The sequence below is a fragment of the Leptospira semungkisensis genome, assembly GCF_004770055.1.
GTDB lineage: Bacteria > Spirochaetota > Leptospiria > Leptospirales > Leptospiraceae > Leptospira_B > Leptospira_B semungkisensis.
In genome coordinates this window covers 112,275-130,893 of the sequence record NZ_RQEP01000010.1, presented here as the reverse complement: position 1 = coordinate 130,893, position 18,619 = coordinate 112,275, and the positions used below count along the sequence as shown (strand labels likewise).

Annotated in this window: 21 protein-coding genes; all 21 read left to right on the top strand. The window is 44.1% G+C overall.

The genetic code is table 11. The features are described from left to right. Positions 1-30 precede the first annotated feature (30 nt). The 21 genes from rpmI to fabG all read left to right on the top strand — a co-directional run bounded on the left by rpmI (position 31) and on the right by fabG (position 18,134). A complete protein-coding gene (gene rpmI, locus EHO59_RS08280) occupies positions 31-234 on the top strand; it encodes a 50S ribosomal protein L35 (RefSeq protein WP_135586772.1) in 204 nt (67 codons plus the stop codon). Then, a complete protein-coding gene (gene rplT / locus EHO59_RS08275) occupies positions 234-587 on the top strand; it encodes a 50S ribosomal protein L20 (RefSeq protein ID WP_135586770.1) in 354 nt (117 codons plus the stop codon). Before rpmI ends, rplT begins: the two co-directional genes overlap by 1 nt. 227 nt (positions 588-814) lie before the next feature. Continuing rightward, on the top strand, positions 815-1,498 hold the full coding sequence (locus EHO59_RS08270; RefSeq protein WP_135586768.1) for a hypothetical protein: 684 nt from the start codon (positions 815-817) through the stop codon (positions 1,496-1,498). A 6-nt stretch (positions 1,499-1,504) separates the two neighbouring features. Then, positions 1,505-1,804: a cell division protein ZapA gene (locus tag EHO59_RS08265; RefSeq protein ID WP_135586766.1), complete on the top strand. Its 300-nt coding sequence runs from the start codon at positions 1,505-1,507 to the stop codon at positions 1,802-1,804. Further along, a complete protein-coding gene (locus EHO59_RS08260) occupies positions 1,805-2,389 on the top strand; it encodes a 5-formyltetrahydrofolate cyclo-ligase (protein WP_135586764.1) in 585 nt (194 codons plus the stop codon). Positions 2,390-2,501: 112 nt separating this feature from the next. Next, positions 2,502-2,987, top strand: a complete 486-nt coding sequence (locus tag EHO59_RS08255; RefSeq protein WP_425460223.1) for a chemotaxis protein CheW — start codon at positions 2,502-2,504, stop codon at positions 2,985-2,987. Beyond that, positions 2,988-6,134 (top strand): chemotaxis protein CheW, encoded by a 3,147-nt coding sequence (locus EHO59_RS08250; protein WP_135586760.1) that lies wholly within the window; start codon positions 2,988-2,990, stop codon positions 6,132-6,134. A gap of 27 nt (positions 6,135-6,161) precedes the next feature. Then, complete coding sequence (locus tag EHO59_RS08245) at positions 6,162-7,235, top strand: protein-glutamate methylesterase/protein-glutamine glutaminase (RefSeq protein WP_246052787.1); 1,074 nt, start codon at positions 6,162-6,164, stop codon at positions 7,233-7,235. A gap of 2 nt (positions 7,236-7,237) precedes the next feature. Beyond that, positions 7,238-7,600: a response regulator gene (locus tag EHO59_RS08240; protein WP_135586755.1), complete on the top strand. Its 363-nt coding sequence runs from the start codon at positions 7,238-7,240 to the stop codon at positions 7,598-7,600. 11 nt (positions 7,601-7,611) lie between these two features. Beyond that, entirely contained in the window at positions 7,612-8,388 is a 777-nt protein-coding gene (locus tag EHO59_RS08235; RefSeq protein WP_135586753.1) for a segregation and condensation protein A, read from the top strand. A 5-nt stretch (positions 8,389-8,393) separates the two neighbouring features. After that, positions 8,394-8,933 (top strand): SMC-Scp complex subunit ScpB, encoded by a 540-nt coding sequence (scpB, locus tag EHO59_RS08230; RefSeq protein ID WP_425460222.1) that lies wholly within the window; start codon positions 8,394-8,396, stop codon positions 8,931-8,933. Continuing rightward, complete coding sequence (pheA, locus tag EHO59_RS08225) at positions 8,920-10,011, top strand: prephenate dehydratase (protein WP_135586749.1); 1,092 nt, start codon at positions 8,920-8,922, stop codon at positions 10,009-10,011. The genes scpB and pheA overlap by 14 nt, the downstream gene beginning before the upstream one ends. Further along, positions 10,008-10,925: a prephenate dehydrogenase gene (locus tag EHO59_RS08220; protein ID WP_135586747.1), complete on the top strand. Its 918-nt coding sequence runs from the start codon at positions 10,008-10,010 to the stop codon at positions 10,923-10,925. Before pheA ends, EHO59_RS08220 begins: the two co-directional genes overlap by 4 nt. After that, positions 10,906-12,222: a 3-phosphoshikimate 1-carboxyvinyltransferase gene (gene aroA, locus EHO59_RS08215; protein ID WP_135586745.1), complete on the top strand. Its 1,317-nt coding sequence runs from the start codon at positions 10,906-10,908 to the stop codon at positions 12,220-12,222. Before EHO59_RS08220 ends, aroA begins: the two co-directional genes overlap by 20 nt. Further along, positions 12,219-12,932, top strand: coding sequence for a (d)CMP kinase (cmk, locus tag EHO59_RS08210; RefSeq protein WP_135586743.1), 714 nt, complete (start codon positions 12,219-12,221; stop codon positions 12,930-12,932). The genes aroA and cmk overlap by 4 nt, the downstream gene beginning before the upstream one ends. After that, complete coding sequence (locus tag EHO59_RS08205; protein WP_281275714.1) at positions 12,922-14,646, top strand: 30S ribosomal protein S1; 1,725 nt, start codon at positions 12,922-12,924, stop codon at positions 14,644-14,646. Before cmk ends, EHO59_RS08205 begins: the two co-directional genes overlap by 11 nt. 20 nt (positions 14,647-14,666) lie before the next feature. Next, positions 14,667-15,404 carry a tetratricopeptide repeat protein gene (locus EHO59_RS08200; RefSeq protein ID WP_135586739.1) on the top strand — a complete coding sequence of 246 codons (738 nt, stop codon included), beginning with the start codon at positions 14,667-14,669 and terminating at the stop codon, positions 15,402-15,404. Continuing rightward, positions 15,404-16,033 (top strand): ATP phosphoribosyltransferase, encoded by a 630-nt coding sequence (hisG, locus tag EHO59_RS08195; protein ID WP_135586737.1) that lies wholly within the window; start codon positions 15,404-15,406, stop codon positions 16,031-16,033. The genes EHO59_RS08200 and hisG overlap by 1 nt, the downstream gene beginning before the upstream one ends. A 56-nt stretch (positions 16,034-16,089) precedes the next feature. Then, positions 16,090-16,290, top strand: a complete 201-nt coding sequence (rpmF, locus tag EHO59_RS08190; RefSeq protein WP_008593555.1) for a 50S ribosomal protein L32 — start codon at positions 16,090-16,092, stop codon at positions 16,288-16,290. A gap of 5 nt (positions 16,291-16,295) precedes the next feature. Then, positions 16,296-17,300: a phosphate acyltransferase PlsX gene (gene plsX / locus EHO59_RS08185; RefSeq protein WP_135586735.1), complete on the top strand. Its 1,005-nt coding sequence runs from the start codon at positions 16,296-16,298 to the stop codon at positions 17,298-17,300. A gap of 69 nt (positions 17,301-17,369) precedes the next feature. After that, positions 17,370-18,134: a 3-oxoacyl-[acyl-carrier-protein] reductase gene (fabG, locus tag EHO59_RS08180; RefSeq protein WP_135586733.1), complete on the top strand. Its 765-nt coding sequence runs from the start codon at positions 17,370-17,372 to the stop codon at positions 18,132-18,134. Positions 18,135-18,619 lie beyond the last annotated feature (485 nt).

Here is an 18,619-nt window from a genome sequence, read left to right as displayed (position 1 = left end):
ATTAGAGTCAGGAGTTATCGAGGTAAGGAAATGCCTAAGCTTAAAACAAATAGAGCCGCAGCTAAACGGTTCAAGTTTTCCAAAAATAATAAAATTAAACGGAAGAGTATGAACACCCGTCACATTCTTACCAAGAAAGGTCCTAAGAGGCGTCGTCGCCTTAGAGGAATGACTTTGGTAAATGGATCTGATTGGAAATCAATCGTTAGACTCATGCCTTACGGAGTACGATAATGCCTAGAGCTACAAACGGAACTATTCATAAGAATCGTCGTAAAAAGATCTTAAAAACCGCAAAAGGTTTCCGCGGAGCTCGCTCTAAACTTTACAGAACTGCGAAATCCGCAGTGATGAAAGCGGGGCAGTGGGGATACAGAGATAGAAAAGCAAAGAAACGTGATTTCCGCAAACTTTGGATCATCCGTATCAATGCTGCTGCTCGTGAAGCAGGACTTTCTTACTCTCAGTTTATCCACGGTTTGAAAAAAGCCAATATATCTTTAGATAGAAAAGCTTTGGCCGAACTCGCGTTTAACGACAAAGAAACTTTCAACGCACTCGTTGAAAAGATCAAGGTAGCAGCCTAAGATCAGCCGCCGGAAGGTCGCTTGCGACTTTCCTTAGCACCTAAAAAGCCCGTAATTCTACGGGCTTTCTTTGTTTTTAGAAAAAAAGGTTTTTCTCTTTTCGAGAAATATGAAAAATGGGATGGATTTTGCCGATTTGGCGGGTCCGAAAAATTAGGGCTTGGAAAGCTACTGAGTCCGATGTGTAATCTTACAAACTAATTCGGAAGGACAACGAGGTTCGCATTATGTTAACCATGGAGACTATTGAAGAGCTCGAGAGTAAGGTTTTAAAAGCTCTCGAACTCATAAGCGACCTTCGAGCGGAAAATGGCCGCCTCGAGACCGAAAATGAATCCCTCCGCGCGGAAAATGACCAGATGAAACTGGCCATGGAGGAAAAAGAGAAAGAACTTTCTTCCCTTCGCGAGCAACTCCAAAAAGCAAATCAGGAGTTGGAGGATATCAAAGATAGAGAAAGAGCACTCGAAGCTAAGATCAATCAGCTTCTGGGTCGTTTGGATGGCCTACCTGCTTCCGGCAGCGGATCCTCTTCATCAGCTTCTTCTAAACCGTCTAGCAGTTCTTTTGCGACCGGCGCCGCTGCAGGTGCGGTCGGTGCAGCTGGAGTCGCAGCCGCTGCTGCGGCAGCTCCTTCTGTGGTTCGTGATTCCTCCGACGAGGACTTTAACGAAGACGATGAGATCATTTTACTCGACGACGAGGACGATGATATTTCCGTTCTGACAGAATCTTCTGATTCGTCCGGAGGAGATGACGAGATCATCATCACCGATGAACCGATAGATGATTTCAGTCCTGTTTCTGTAGACGATGATGATATCATTATCGAAGATGATGACGATGCGATCAGCGTTTTCGACGCGGACGAAGATGACGACTTTCTAGTCATCGAAGACGATCCAAAGTAAGGCTGTATGAGTGAAAAGGTCAAAGCTCGTATCCAGGGCGACGACTATACGATCGTAGGAGATACGGATCCAGAATACATCCACCGACTCGCGGAGTTGGTGGATCGTAAGATCCGGGAATTACAGCTTGGAATGCCGAGCGCTTCTAAATTAAAACTCGCCGTGCTTGCAGCTCTCAATTTCGCAGACGAACTCGAACAATCCAGATCGAATGCTCCTGAAACGGGATCTTCTTCTCCGGAAGCCGAAGAGAAAACCAGAAAGTTAATCACTCTCATTGAAGAGGGGTTGATCGGAGATCTGTAATTGCTTTCCAAGCAAGACGCGAGAAAGATTCAAAAGCTAGCTATGCAAACGGTCGCTTTGCGGAGCGAAAAAGAAGAAAATATTCGAACGAATCTAATCCATTTCTTGAGACATAGATCTTCTCGCTCGAATTTGAATATCATCTCCTATGTCTCCGACGAGTTTGAGATCTCCGCCTTTCCGTCCACGTCATGCATTCAACTCGAGGATCTTCGTTTTGACTTATTCTTTCCTAAAATAACCGAAGCGGGTTTGGAATTCAGAGAAGGTCTCGAATTTTCCAAAGGAGCATTCGGCATTCTGGAACCTTCCGGCAAGAAAACTCTTCTTCCCAAGGAAGCGGATTGGATCCTAATTCCCGCTTTGGGTTGGAATGGAGAAGGCGCGAGGTTAGGAAGGGGAAAAGGTTTCTACGATCGAAGCATGCAGAACGTCCCTTCTGAAAAAATGATTGGCTTGTCTTTCGAGGATCTATACCCTTGCGAATTCTCTGCAGAGCCGCATGACTTGCGAGTCGGTACGGTAATAACGGAGAAAAAAAACCATTGCTTTCCCCATAAAATTGGAGAAAAATCAGTCCGATAATTCGGTAAGGGGAGTTCTTTTCAAGACTACCCATGGTGATTTGTACCTGCCGGAAACCGCTGCCAAACGTTTCCGATCAGAGTGAGAAAATGGCGGAGAACCGGTGAAAACCATAGATAAAAATAACCCCGCAGAAAAAGACCAAGAAGGAAAGGAACTGGAAACTCTCCAAGAATTCCTAACTTTCGAAGTGGATAAAGAGATCTTCGGGATCGATATCCTTTACATTCATGAAATATTAAAACCGGTCCCTATCACTCGAATTCCTAACGTAGAAGGTTTCATTTTGGGTGTGATCAATCTTAGAGGAGAGATCATTCCTATCATGGATCTGAAGGAATTATTCGGATTAGGTTTTTGTAATATTATTCCTTCGACTAGGATCATCGTGGTCGTGGATGGAGAGAAGAGAGCAGGACTTCTCGTAGACTCAGTAAAGCAGGTTATCAAGGTTCACAAGGATAAGGTCAGTAAGGCAGACGAGGATCTTAGCGTGAATTATAGCGAACTCATCGAGTCCGTCAGTCAGTTCGACGAATCTCTAATACTGAACCTGAATCTTTCCATGCTTATGGATTATGCCGGGGAGGAAGCGTAAATGGCCGGAGTATTAGGCGAATACACTGAACTCTTCCTCGAAGAGTCCGAAGATCAGATAGAAGAATTGAATGCCAACCTTCTCAAATTGGAGAAGGACCAATCTGATCCCCAGACCATCAATGATATCTTCAGAGCGGCTCACTCTCTTAAGAGCTCCGCAGCATTCGTAGGTCTTTATAATCTTTCCGATCTCGCTCATAAGATGGAAAATCTTTTGCAGAGCATTCGCGACGGAAAACTCGCAGTCAATCTGTCCTTAGTTAATCTTCTCTTCCAATGCTTTGACCTCATTAAGAACGTGATCGTTAACGTTTCAGAAGGAAAGAAAGTGGATACTCCTTATACGGAGATGATCCAAAGATTGGAAGCTTACGAAAAGAGTCCGGAAGCGACTGCGGTTCCTTCTCCGAAAGGCAAACCTGTTACTGAATCGGCGCCTGCATCTACTAAGCACGAGGCAATTTCCGGAAGCGGAATGGAACTTGATGGAGAGGAACTTAAAGATCTGACAGAAGTAGTTCGCTCTAATCCAGGAAAGGCTTGGCTACTTAAAGTAGGCCTGAAGAAAGATTCCCCTATGAAAGGGTTACGTTATACTCTCATTCTTCAGAATTTAAGAGCAATGGGACACGTATTCCGCACCCAACCTAGTTCTGAAGAATTGGAAAAGGGGACCGAAGCACATTTCCTTTCTATCCTTATCGTAAGTTCAGAATCCCAAGAGGAACTTACCAAGGCCGCAAATGTGGACATGGTAGAGAACGTAATGATTCAAGAATACAAACTGGCTGATTCTTCCGCCTCGGCGAGCGGATCTTCTTATCAATTGGATGAAGAAGAAAGAACTAGCGAAGCCAAGGTTACATTAAAAAGTATTAAAGTATCTTCTGACAAACTCGACCAACTTATGAATAACGTCGGTGAGCTTGTGATTACTAACTCAGGCTTTCAGAAGATCTATGACGATCTTCTTCGTACTTTCGGGGATGATCAATTATTCAACGAGCTGAAAGGCCGAATCGATCTTATCAATCGTATTTCTAAGGAATTGCAATCCGGCATTATGAATATCCGGATGGTTCCTATTTCTACAGTCTTCAGACGTTTCTCTCGTCTCGTGCGAGATCTTTCTTTAGAGACCGGAAAAACGGTCGAGCTTGTTCTGAATGGTGAGTCGACCGAGTTGGACAAGAAGGTGATAGATGCTCTGGGAGAACCTCTTCTTCACCTGATCCGAAACTCGGTGGACCATGGGATAGAATCTCCGGAAGAAAGAAAAAGACTCGGCAAATCCGAAACCGGTATTGTGGAACTGAACGCTTACCAAGGCGGAAGCAATATCATGGTGGAGATCAAGGACGATGGTCGTGGTCTGGATGTGGATAAGATTCGCAAGAAGGCGATCGACAAGGGTCTTGTTTCCGAGACGGACGCTGCGGCTCTCAGCGAGAACGAAGTTTATCAATTCATCTTCGCGCCTGGATTCTCTACTGCTGAAAAGATTACCGATATTTCCGGACGTGGAGTCGGGATGAGCGTTGTAAACAGCCTCATTCAGGAATTCAAAGGAAAGATACTCATCCAATCCCAGAAAGGATCCGGAACTTCTTTCGTATTATCCTTCCCGCAAGCGTTAGCTATCATTCCTTCCATTCTTATTGTTATGGAAGAAGAGGTGTACGCCTTCCCGTTATCCGAAGTCAACGAGACGATCAAGGTCAGCAACGAACAGATCACTACTCTCGAAGGAAACGAGATCATCAACCTTCGGGGAGAGGTCCTTCCTATCTATCGCTTGAATCGGATTCTGGGTCTACAAGACAAAACGGAAAGAGAAGAATCTCCTGTCGTAATCGTTCAATACAAGGGCCGCAAGTTAGGCTTCATGGTGGACGAACTTGTAGGAAAACACGAGACAGTGATCAAGTCCTTAGAAAAGAACTTCAAGAATATCAAGGGATTGACTGGAGCTTCTATCATGGGAGACGGAACCATTATCATGGTCCTGGATATCCCTGGCCTCGTAGAGTTTGCAGCAGAGCTAGAAGAAAAAGCAAGATACGTGAACTATCATCTAGAAACGATGAAACGGATCAGCACTCTTCGAACCATAGAAACCGAAGAAGACAGATATATCCAAAAGACTTCCAATCCTACGAACGTATACAATCATAAACTCCACGAGATCACTACTCAGGAAAGAGAACGTCGCAAGAAGAGCGAACGTAAGAAATCGGAAGCGGCTAAGAAGATTGTAGTCACCAAGGAAGAGTTGGAAAGAGAAACTGCTCCTTCCCCAGTGAAACCTACTGTCGAGATTAGACCTGTTGAGGATAAATTGATCTCTTCTGCAGAAACTGCGTCCGAATCTTCTGCGAGTACCGCTGTGCTCGAAAGACCGGCCGCCAAAAAGGGTATGGAAGAAGAATACAGATCCCATATCCGCGAACTCATCTCCGAGGATATTACCGCTGAAGAAAAGAAAAGAGCGGATCATATCATAGAAGGTTTCTTGGAACAGAAGAAGCAGAGAATGATGGCAATTTCTCATTCCAAGGATTTCACCGGGAATTTGACCAAGGAACAGATCAAGAAGATCGAGTCTGTGGTGAATACCGGAATGATGAATGCGGGAATGGTACTTTCTCAGATCCTAAATAGAAATGTGGATCTATTCATTCCTGAGATTATCATGAACGATAAGGAAGGTCTTGCCTCTGAGATTCGTTTCTCCGATGACAAATTCTACGGAATGAAGGTCCGTATGAACGGAGATTTGAACGGAAACATGCTCATGATGTTCTCCAGAGAGAATGCAAAGAATCTTGCTAAAGAATTATTAGATAGTGTTGCGACTGGAGATGCTTTGGACGACGATACTCGAAGTGTTCTCTCCGAAATCTCAAACATTGTTTGCGCTTCTGTTTTGAACTCTATTTCTAATAAGGCGAAAGTGAGTGTGATGCCTGATGTTCCAGAGCTTGTGGAAGGAACCTTCCTCGAAGTCTTGGATGTAGTAAAACCGGAAAGGACGAAATTTTTAAGTATGCTTACCGAATTCAATCATGAGGGTAATAATCTTCTGGGAGTTCTTTTGTTCCTTCCGGACTTCGACGAACTCATGAGCTTGCTTCCAAAGTTCTAATTTTTAGGCTTGTAAATCGTGGTAGGCATTCATACGGACCAAGCAATCAGAGTCGTAATCATCGACGATTCTCTCTTAGTTAGAAATATTATTTCGGATCAGATCCAAAAAGATGAGCGGATTCAAGTCATCGCAACTGGCAAGACTGGAGTGGATTGCATAGAACTCGCAACCAAACTTCGTCCAGACCTAGTGGTGCTTGACGTGGAGATGCCTGTTCTTGATGGACTTTCCGCTCTGCAGGAACTTCAGAAACGAAAATTAGGCATTCCAGTGATGATGCTTTCCGTTCTTACTCAACACGGAGCGGATGCGACATTCAAGGCATTGGAATACGGAGCGATTGATTTTGTTCCTAAGCCTTCCACCACCAATCAATTCAATCCGGAAGAAATAGGTACTGTATTGAGAAATCGCATTCTTTCTTTCTTCGAAAGTGTGCGTCATATTTCTCCGGCTCTCGATCCGAAAAAGATTGTGGAGTCGGTTCGTCATAAAATTTTCAAAGATGAAAAAAAAGTCGTGGAGGCGGTCTGTATCGGGACTTCCACGGGTGGACCAAAAGCTCTACAGACTGTTTTTTCGGATTTTCCGGAGCATTTTCATCTTCCGATTTTCGTCGTACAGCACATGCCGGTAGGTTTTACGAAAGCTTTTGCTGCTCGGCTGAACGATCATTCGAAAGTCACCGTTAAGGAAGCCGAAGAAGGTGAAGAAGTTCGCGCGGGTTACGGTTACGTCGCTCCGGGTGACGCACATTTGAAGATCGAAACTAGGGCAGGAAGGAAATGGATTGCCTTAGGCAGGGAATCACTTGTAAATGGACACAGGCCCTCAGTCGAAGTTTTATTCGACAGCGCAATCCGGGAATACGGGAGCGCCTTGGTCGGTGTAATAATGACCGGTATGGGCAAGGACGGAGCGGCTGCTACTCTTAGAATGAGAGAAGCGGGAGCTTCTACCGTTGCTCAAGACGAGGAAAGCTCGGTAATCTTCGGAATGAATCGCCAAGCCATCGAAATGGGGGGGATTCAATTCGTGGAACCTGTAAGCGCAATAACATCAAGGATACTTTCCATTCTTAAAGAAAGGGGAAACTAATTATGGCCAGAATTCTCGTAGTAGACGATGCAAAATTCATGAGGACCATGGTGAAGGACGCACTCGTCGCCGGAGGGCATGAGATCGTCGGCGAAGCTGAAAACGGAAATATTGCCGTGGATCAGTACAAGGCAATCAAGCCTGATCTAGTCACCATGGATATCACGATGAGAGAAAAAGACGGGATAGAGGCAGCCCAAGAGATCTTCAAATTAGATCCTAAGGCTCGCATCATCATGGTAACCGCTCTCGGACAGGAAGAACTTCTCGCGAAAGCGATCAAGATGGGAGTTAAGGATTTCGTAGTAAAACCTTTCTCTCCTGAAAGATTGCAACAAGCGGCCGATAAAGCTCTGAATTCCTAATAGAAAAGATCATGGAGAGGGAGAACGGCGGGAATTCCTTTGTTGTTCAATGGAACAACTCGGATGGTGGAATAACGGAAGGGCCTTTGAGCCTTCTCTGGTCTTTGATAGAAAGTTATAAAGTAGATATATTCGAAGTTTCCCTTTCTCAAATTACTCATGACTTTTTAAACTTCATTAAGATTTCTGAAAGTATTCATATAGATATAGGAGCTGAATACGCTCTTATGGCCGCCAACTTGGTTTATCTAAAATCAAAGGCATTACTCCCCGATCCAGGATTCGAAGAAGAAGATTATGATCCGCCACTTCCCCCAGAGCTTGTCGAAAAACTTCTAGAACATAAGAAATTCCAATTAACCGCTCAGAAAATGTCTGAAATAGACAAGACCCAAGCGGGGGTTTTCCAAAGGGAAACCAATCAGGTCATAGACGAATCCGAATCATGGCTGGATCTCAGTCTTTTGGATTTAATTTCCGCCTTTAACGAGATCCTGGAAAAAGGCGGAGAAGAGGGGGAGATTCCCGCTTTACTTACCGCGCCCCACCGATATTCTGTCGAGGACAAGATGGTCTCCATCTCCGAACTCCTCGTCAAACGTTCGGATATCTCTTTCGAAGAATTGTTTTCTACGGTCAAGCCGGAGAAAGCAGAGATTGTAGCCGTCTTTCTTGCCATGCTGGAGCTCTGTAAGCAGAGAATCGTATCTATCCGGCAGCATAAAACGTTTGGCGAAATCCGTATATTCTTGGTGGGAGAACCGTGGAACGCGACAAAGCCGGCTTAAAGGGTCTGATCGAGGCGCTGCTTTTCCTCTCTGGAGAGCCGCTCAAACTCGCTAGCATCGCTAAATCCATAGAATGTGAAAAACAAGAAGCCCGTGAGATCCTAGATGAACTCATCTTGGACTACCAAGAAAAAGACGGAGGCTTCGTACTCCGAGAGATCGCAGGCGCGTATCAATTTTCCACCAACGAAAAATATTCCGAGATCCTGGCGAAGCTATTCAAAGAGAAGAAGAGGGAACAACTCTCTCGTTCTAGCCTGGATACTCTTGCAATTATCGCTTATAAGCAACCGATCACATTATCCGAAATAGACGATATCCGCGGAGTTTCGTCGAGGGCGATGGTGACTTCTCTTATTTCCAAGAAACTGGTAAAGCCAGTGGGAAATAAAGAAGTGCCCGGACGACCCGCACTGTACGGAACTACCAAAGAATTTTTGATCCATTTCGGTTTAAATAAACTGACCGATTTACCTGCTCCTGTAGAAGTGAAGGAGCTGAAATTCGAAAACCTGGACGATTTAATAGAGAATGGCCAAGAATAACGACAAGCTGAAGGAATTCAGGGACAAGATAGATTCCTTGGATAAGGAGATCGTCAAGGCTATTCAGGCCAGGGCGGAGATTGCGTCTGAGATCGGAGAGATCAAGCGTGAGAATAACGAGCCAATCTATCGTCCCGATAGAGAAAAGGACGTTTACGAAAAGATCTTAAGCCTGAACGGAGGACCTCTTCCTGATAAGGTCTTGGTTGCTATTTATAAGGAGATCATGTCCGGTTCCTTCTCGGTAGAAAAGGGATTGGCTATCGGATATCTCGGACCAGAAGGATCTTTCTCTCACCAGGCAGTTCGTGCCAGGTTCGGAACTTCGGTTGAAGCAACCGAGTTCCCTTCCATTCCAGAAGTATTTAGAGCAGTCGAAACGGACAAGGCAGATTACGGAGTTGTTCCTGTGGAAAATTCTTCCGAGGGTTTGGTAAACTCCACATTGGATCAGTTCTTAGTCTCCGATCTGAATATTTATTCGGAGATCTATCTTAAGATCACTCTGAATCTTTTGGGATTCGAGCATGATCTTTCTAAGATCAAGACATTGTATGGGATCAAGATCGCGAATTCACAATGTAGAAATTGGATCGCAGCGAACCTTCCTCATGTGGAAGTCTCGGAAACTCCTTCTACTTCTAGAGCGGCGAGCATCGTTGCGGAGAAGAGAGGAGGAAGTGCAGCAGTTGCCTCTTCGATCGCTGCAGAGATCTACGGATTAGATATAGTTCGAGAATCCATCGAAGACATGTCGGATAATACGACTCGTTTTTTGATCATCGGAAAGAACCAATGTCCTCCTACAGGAAATGACAAGACCTCGGTTGTATTCTCTATTCCGGATAAACCAGGGTCCTTATACAAAGTGCTGAAACCTTTCTTTGATAAGGGGATCAACCTGACAAAGGTGGAATCCAGGCCGACTCGTAGGACTTCTTGGGAGTATAATTTCTTTATCGATTTTCACGGACATAAAAAGGATCCGATCATTGAAGAAGTGTTAAACACTCTAAAAGAAAATACAATTTACCTCAGGATACTGGGATCTTATCCGATCTCTCCTCCCAACCCGTGAAGACAGAATTTAAAAAAATTCTAATATACGGTTTGGGAATGATGGGAGCCTCCCTGTCTCTTGCTCTCCGTAAAAAATCTTCCGGTCTGGAAATTACCGGAGTAGTTGGCTCGTCTTCTAGTAAAGAGAAGGGGATAAAGCTCAATTCTGCGGATATTCTATTTACTGCGGACGAATTTTCCAAATCTCCGAATTGGAATTCGTATGACCTGATCGTTTTCGGTGTTCCGGTGAATACAACTGTGGACGTGATCCGAAGTCTTCCTTCTTCTTTTTCCGGGCTTCTGACCGATATGGGTTCTACTAAGTTAGAGATCGTAAGAGCAGTGGAGTCTGTTGTTCAAGGAGAACATCGTTATATTTCTTCTCATCCTATGTGCGGCTCAGAGGAGTCGGGTTTGGAATTCGCGAATGCAGATCTATATGAGAATCGTCTTTGCATTCTGACAAGGCCTAAGGGAGCCACAGAAGATGCATTCCTGAAGATCGAATCTTTTTGGAAGTCTCTCGGAATGTCGACTACCGAAATTCCTGCAGAGGATCATGATCATATTCTTTCCTACGTGTCCCACGCTCCCCATTTGATCTCTTCTCTCATGACGAATTGGGTCTGGGAAAATAAATGTGTGAGAGAGTTTACGGATCGTTCTCCTCTTCCTTTGACAGGAGGAGGATTTAGGGACATGACCAGGATTGCAGGTTCGAACCCTAAGATGTGGTCTGCGATCTTTTCTTCCAACCAAGAAGAGATCTATAAAGCGCTTTTGGATTATAAGTCTAGATTGGATTCCCTTCTTTCCGCATTGGATCCTGAAAACCCGCTGGACCTAGAAAAATGGGAGTCCTTCATGGAAAAATCCCGTTTAGATAGGGATGCAATTTTAAAGAAGCAAAATGATCCCAAGAGTTCTTAGTTCTTCCGGCCGCGAGATTTCCGTTCCCGGAGATAAATCCCTTTCTCATCGTTCCGTTTTATTCTCCGTACTTTCCAAAGGGACTTCACGAGTTTCCGGATTTTTGGAAGCAGAAGATCCTTTGAATACGATGAAGGCATTCTCTCATCTTGGTTTGAAGATTGAGAAGCTTTCTCCCGGTTCTTATCTTTTTACGAGCCCCGGAAAGAGTTCGCTTCATTCTCCCAAAGAAGAATTGGACTTCGGAAATGCAGGCACTGGAATTCGATTGTCTGCCGGGCTTCTTGCCGGACTTTCCGGAATTAACGCGAGGCTGACGGGTGATCATTCCCTACAAAAAAGACCCATGTCGCGTATTATAAAACCTTTAAGTGCCATGGGAGCTTCCATTCATGGAAAGGAAGATAAAGCACCTCTGGAGATCCAGGGAAAGAAACTTTCTCCTTTTGTTTATAAGAGCCCTATCGCTTCTGCTCAGGTAAAGTCCTGCCTTATGCTTGCGGCAATGGCATCTGAAACCTCTTTAGAATACGAAGAAGAGATTCTTTCCAGAGATCATACAGAGAATATGTTCCGCTTTCTCGGCAATAAACTGCAATATTCTTCTCCCACTCATTTCAAGATGGAGCCTCCCTATATTTTTGAAGCGGGAGATTTCAAGGTGCCCGGAGATATCTCTTCTGCGGCATTCTTCTTGGTGTTAGGTGTTCTTTTAAAAGAAGGTTCAGTTCTTGTGAAGAACGTTGGATTGAATCCTTCTCGCGTCGGGATTCTAAAAGCGTTAGAAGCTATGGGCGCAAAGATTCTCATCCATAACGAAAGGGTAGAATGTGGGGAACCTGTAGGAGACTTAGAAGCGGTTTCCTCTAATTTATATTTTTCTGATATACCTGAAGAATGGATTCCTTCTCTGATCGATGAGATCCCAATCTTAACGATCGCCGGTCTTTTTGCGAAAGGTGGATTTGCGATCCGTCATGCAGAAGAATTAAGAGCCAAGGAATCGGATCGGATCACCGCTATGGTGGAGAATCTTCGAAATCTCGGAATTCTAGTGCACGAATACAAAGACGGTTACGAAATCCCGGAACAAAATTCTTCTGCGAATTCCTCCGAGCTGCAAGCTTGGCTTTCCGGAAAAGGAGCTAAGATCTCTACTAAGATGGATCACAGGATAGCGATGAGCTTTCTTGTACTAAGAGCAGTGAGTGGTTTGGATCTAACTCCGGATGAGACTTCTTGGATAGAGACTTCTTTTCCTGGATTCGAATCTTTACTAAAAGGTTTCTTATCATGACTGAAAATGTAATCGCACTCGATGGCCCTGCTGGAACAGGAAAGAGTACAGTTGCGAGAGAACTCTCCAAGAAATTGGGATTTGAATATTTGGACTCAGGAGCTTTTTATAGAGCTCTTACTTTGCACATATATAAAATCTATTCTTCGACTAACAGTTCTATATCGTTTTCCGATTGGCTTCCTCTAAAAGATTTTCTATCTCTCACTGAAGGAGTGGAGATCTTATGCGAGTTTTCTAAGACAGGTGAGAATCATATTTTTCTAAACGGGCAGGATGTTTCTCAAGAGATCCGCAGTCCAGAGATTACTAGAGAGATCAAATACATTGCCGATAAGTCGGCATTCAGAGACTTCGTAAATTCTCAATTGAGAAACCTTGCTCTTACTCATCGTCTCGTTATGGATGGTAGAGACATAGGTACACATGTATTTCCGGACGCTCGTTACAAATTCTTCTTAACAGCTTCTTCTAAGGTGAGAGCAGAAAGAAGATATAACCAGTTATTGGAGCAAGGAATTCATTCTAATCCGGATGAAATAGAAAAGGAAATCATTATTCGGGACAAATCCGACATGGAAAGAGAAATCGCTCCTTTGCGAAAAGCGGAAGATGCAATCCTCATTGACACGGATAAGCTGCCAAAAAATAGTGTAATTAGTAAGATCCTTGGGTGCCTAGAGCCTGGCATTTATAACGATTCGCACTAATCCCAATCAAACACCGAGTATTTCAATCCGTATGAGTAGCCAACAAGACAAGTCCACTTTTGCAGAAGTTTTCAAACAGTGGGAAGAAAAGAAAAACGATGAAGCCGAAATCCGTAAGGATCAGATTGTAGAAGGTAAAGTCGTATCTGTCGATAACGATAACGTTTATGTGGCAATCGAAGGACTGAAACAAGAGGGGAGAATTCCTCGTTCCGATTTCGACGAAAAACCGGAGATCGGAAGTGTAGTAACCGCACTCGTAAAAAGAAAGGAATCTACTGATTCCGGATGCATTCTTTCTAAAAAAGAAGCCGACCAAAGAAAAGGTTGGGAAGTAGTTAAAGACGCTTTCAAAAATAATTACCAAGTTAGTGGACGTTTGGTAAACGAGATCAAAGGCAAAGGCTATATCGTGAACGTCGAAGGTTCCGAACTTTTCCTTCCTGCATCTCAACTTAGTTATAAATTCTCCGATGGAGAAAATTTCAAAGGCGTAGAGCTCGATTTCAAAGTGATCGAGATCAATGAGCGCACTCGTTCCGGAGTAGTTTCCAGAAAGAAACTTTTGGACGAGGTCAATAACGAGAAATGGGATGCTCTCGCTCTGAAAGTAAAAGTCGGAGATAGAGTTAAGGCAACCGTTTCCAAGATCGCAAGCTTCGGAGTTTTCTGCGATCTAGAAGGAGTCGTAGGACTTCTTAGACAAAGAGATATTTCTTATAAGAAATTCGCACCATTCAAACAATACTTCACCATTGGACAAGAACTCGAACTCGAAGTTCTAGAAATGGACAAAGAGAATAACAAGCTCGCTCTCGGACTCAAGCAACTTTACGAAGATCCTTGGGTTTGGGCAAAACGTTCCTTGGAAAAAGACATGGTCATCCGTGGAACCGTTACTTCTCTCACTAACTTCGGAGCATTCGTTGAATTGAAGGAAGGTCTGGAAGGTTTAATTCATACTTCCGAGTTGACCTGGGCTAAGAAGCCTCCTCATCCAAAAGAACTCCTGAAAAAAGGCCAGGAAGTAGAAGCATTAATCTTAGATATCGACTTCGACAGCAGAAGACTTTCGCTCGGACTCAAACAATTACAACCGAATCCTTGGGATACTCTTGGACCAGAAGTAAGAGTAGGTAACGTATTGACCGGAAAAATTACCGGAATCACCAAATACGGTGCCTTTGTTGAAGTAGAGAATGGAATCGAAGGTCTGGTTCATATCAGCGATATCACTTGGGATGAAAAACAAAAGAATCCTACTTCTCTTCTGAAAAAAGGAGAAGAAGTAAAATACGTTATCCTCGATATCAATTTCGATGCTCAGAGAATTTCCTGCGGACTCAAGCAATTGCAAGAGCATCCGTACGAAGCTCTTAGAAATCGTTATCCTGTAGGTTCCGTGGTGCAAGGAAAGATCAAGAGCATCGTGGACTTCGGAATGTTCGTAGAGATCGAGCCTGGATTTGAAGGTCTGGTTCATATCTCCGAAATTCCTGGAGGAAAGGATACGAATCTTGCCGAGTCCTATAAGCCTGGCGATATCGTAAAATGCGCCGTTGTTAAGATCGACTCCAAGAACAAGAAGATCTCTTTATCCATTAAAGATTTCGACAAAGCACTAGAAAGAGAAGAGATGGCTAAGTATTTGAAAACTTCCGATACTCCTTCTCGTGAAAGTCTAGGTAGCTTTATCAATTCTTCCTTGAAATAAAGGAGAAACTCGGAGTTTCCATGAAGCGGTTCGAACCAAAACCCGGAGCATCTATAAAGGATCTGGATCCGTACGCGGATCTTTCCGGAGCCGAAAAGGCTTTTGCCATCTTATTCTCTAAAATCGGAGAACATAAGAAAGAGGTCCTGATCGGATTCGGAGTTTTATTCGTAACCGTTGTCTCCGTAGTGGGATGGAACGAATACAGAGCCGAGCAATTCCGCAAGGGAACCATCGCAATTGAACGCCTCGAAAAGGAATTGGCTCAAAATCCTTTGGCGGAATTGACCGATAAGATCAAGAAATACGAAGCAATCGCTTCTACTTATAGTTCACCTTCTTTGGATCTTCGTCTTTCTAAGACTCTCGGAGATCTGTATGCTCGTAACGGAGAGTTCGCAAAGGCTGCGGATAAGCTAGAATATGCTGGAAAGAAGATTGATGATCTTCCTGAAGCAAAGGCTTATTATTTCTATTTGGCCGGTAATTACAGAGAGAGCGGAAATCAATTCGCCGAAGCGGAGACTGATTATTCCACTGCCTCTTCTCTTTTGAGCAATCGCAGGAATGTATCCGGATTCTACGCTTGGAGTCTATACCAGGCTGGACGACTCAAACTTAAGAACGGGAAAAAGGCGGAAGCTCTGGAACTCTTGAAAAAGGTTTTAGAGCAAGAGATCTCTTCTCCTTCTGAAGAATTCAAGTCGGTCAAAGAACTCGCTACTTATCTTCTACTGAAAAACAGCCAGGGCAACTAATGCTAACACTGGCCCTTCCGAAAGGACGGCTCGCCGAAGAAAGCATCGAATTGATGCTGGAACAAGGCTGGCTCAATGGTCGCCCGGATCCGGATTCTAAAGAATTAATCTTCAAAGATTCTAAGGGAAAGGTCCGCATTCTGCTTGTCCGTTCTCAAGATGTGGCGACTTACGTGGAACAGAATTCCGCAGACGCAGGCATTGTGGGATGGGACGTATTATTGGAAGGTGGATATGACCTTCTTCTTCCCTTGGACCTGGGAATCGGAAAATGCAGACTTTCTGTTGCCGCACCCAAGGGCTGGAGCCTGAGCTCAGGCGAAAGAAAGGTTCGTGTAGCGACAAAATATCCGAATATAGCCAAGGAATTCTTCCTAAAAAAAGGGATCAATTGCGAGGTGATCAAGCTCTACGGTAGTATAGAACTCGCTCCTTTGGTTGGATTATCCGATTGCATCGTGGATTTAGTCTCTACAGGAGCTACCTTAAAGGCAAATAATCTGGAAGAGATCGAGATTATCATGGAATCTACGGCTAGGCTGATCTTTAATCGTTCTTCCTTATATACCAAGAGAAAAGAAATCGGGGAGTTTCTGGATTCCTTCTCTGCACTTGAAAAACAGTTGTGAATTCCCCCTATAAAAAAAACATAGTCGTAAATCGACCTTATCTATAGAGAAAGACAATGGCAGTTCCTAAGAGACGAAAATCCAAATCCAAAGTAAGGATGAAACGGGCCCACCACGCGATCGGCAAACCCAATCTAGTCCCATGTCCGAACTGCAACTCCTTCAGACCTCCTCACAGGATTTGCCCAGTATGCGGTTTCTACAAAGACCGTGTGGTAGTTGAGCCGAAAGTCAGGAAGACTAGCGAAGAGAACTAAGCAATATGTGGGTCGCCGTCGATGCAATGAGCGGCGACTACGGTCCTGACAGGATCGTAGAAGGTGCAGTTACCGCAGTCAACCAAGACGGCAGAAACGTAATTCTCGTAGGCAAAGAAGAAGACCTAAGCGAGATCCTCCTCAAATACGAATATGATCCCGAAAAAATAAGGATAGTTCATGCCAGTGAGATCATAGGCATGAACGACTCTCCTTCCATCGCAGTTCGTGCCATGGAAGATTCTTCTATCGTGCAAGCGGCTCAGCTTGTGGCGAACAAAACCTGTGTCGGAATGTTCTCTCCCGGAAATACCGGAGCCACTATGGCAGCTGCCTTGTTGTATCTTGGTAGAATACCAGGAGTGCTTCGTCCTCCGATTGCGGCTCCCATTCCTAGAGAGAAGGGGGCACCTACTTTGCTTTTGGATGCAGGAGCGAATGTGGACTGTAAGCCTGAATATCTGGCACAGTTCGCGATCATGGGTTCTATCTATTCTAAATATATATTTAATATTCCTAAACCTAAAGTAGGAATCCTTTCTAACGGAGAAGAGGATAAGAAGGGAAACTCCGTCACATTAAAAGCATTCGAATACATTCGAAAACTTCCTGTCGACTTTGTAGGAAATGTGGAAGGTCGGGATCTATATGGAGGCGGAAGGAATGTGGATGTAGTAGTTTGCGACGGCTTCGTAGGAAATATAGTTCTTAAAGCGACAGAAGGCCTTTCTAAATCCATCTTCAGTGTCTTGAGAGAGAGCATTGCTCAGTCTAGCTTAGCCCAGACAGGTGCATTGCTCTTGAAGCCTACCTTTACTGCCATTAAGAAGAGACTCGATTATGCAGAATATGGTGGAGCTCTTCTATTAGGTGTGGATGGAACTTGTTTGATCGGTCATGGTTCTTCTAATTCTCATGCTGTGCGTAGTGCGATCCGTGTCTTGGTCGAGTGTGCCGAAAGAGATGTGAATCGTAGGATCAAAGAAGAGATAGAGAAAGCAAAGATCTGATTCCTAAACCACTTGACCCTGTGGAGAGCGAAAATACGCTAACCGCAGAATCTGGTAAGGAAAGAACCAATGATCGATTTGAAAGGCAAAAACGCCATTGTAACCGGGGCTGCCCGTGGAATCGGTAAAGCAACCGCATTAAAACTCGCACAAGCAGGTGCAAATGTTGTCATCGCCGACTTAAACGAAGAGGCAAGTAAGGCAACCGCAGACGAAATCGCAAAAGCAACCGGTGTAAAGACTCTAGGAGTCTCTGCGAACGTAGCAAATTCAGAGTCAGCTCATGCAGCTATCCAAGCGGTAGTAGATACATTCGGCTCTATCGATATTCTTGTGAACAACGCAGGTATCACTAAAGACACTCTCATGCTTAGAATGAAACAAGAGCAGTGGGATGCGGTAATCGCAGTGAACCTAACTGGAACTTTTAACTGTATCCAAGGAGCCATAAAATTTATGGCAAAGAATCCTAATGGTGGATCCATCATTAACCTTTCCTCTATCGCTGGAGTGAACGGAAATATCGGACAAACTAACTATTCAGCTTCTAAGGCTGGTGTGATCGGTTTGACCAAAGCAGTCGCTCTTGAAATGGCAGGTCGTAAGATCCGTTGTAATGCAATCGCTCCAGGATTCATCGCTACTGAGATGACAGACGCAATTCCTGAAAAGATCCGCACTGCAATGGTTGCGGCTATCCCTCTTAAGAGAGCTGGACAGCCAGAAGATATCGCGAATACGATCGCGTTCCTTGCTTCTGATATTTCTTCTTTCATTACAGGACAGATAATCGAAGTGAACGGCGGGGGCTTCCTTCCAGGAGCACAAGCTTAAGTTTCCGAGTCTCATTCGAGAATGGAATCCAAGAAAGCCCGGTTTTGCCGGGCTTTTTTATTACTTTGGAAAAAGGACTATCATTCATGGAATAGATTGTCTCTTATTCAAGGGACAAGGGGAATAAGAAGGAACTAAATTACAAAACCCGAACGCCGTTCGAAGCGAATCTTCTTTTATAATTTTAATTTCACATAACTAAAAAGGACGAACCTGCGTTCCGTATTCCGTAATACTCTAAAATTCGAATGTGACTTTTTGATTATTCATGTGCGGCAAACGAACGTTCTCGTATTTTTATCGCCTATTAAAATCCTGAATTTATAGAACGGCTTCTTTAGGAAAAACTTAGCAACATTCGATGTTGAAATATTCGGTTTTTTTCCTGTTTCTTTTCCGTTATCGCTTGCCAAAACTTTTCAGATAAAAATGTTTAAAAATCGGTGGATGAATTAATCCCCGATTCTAAACCTAACTAAAACTTA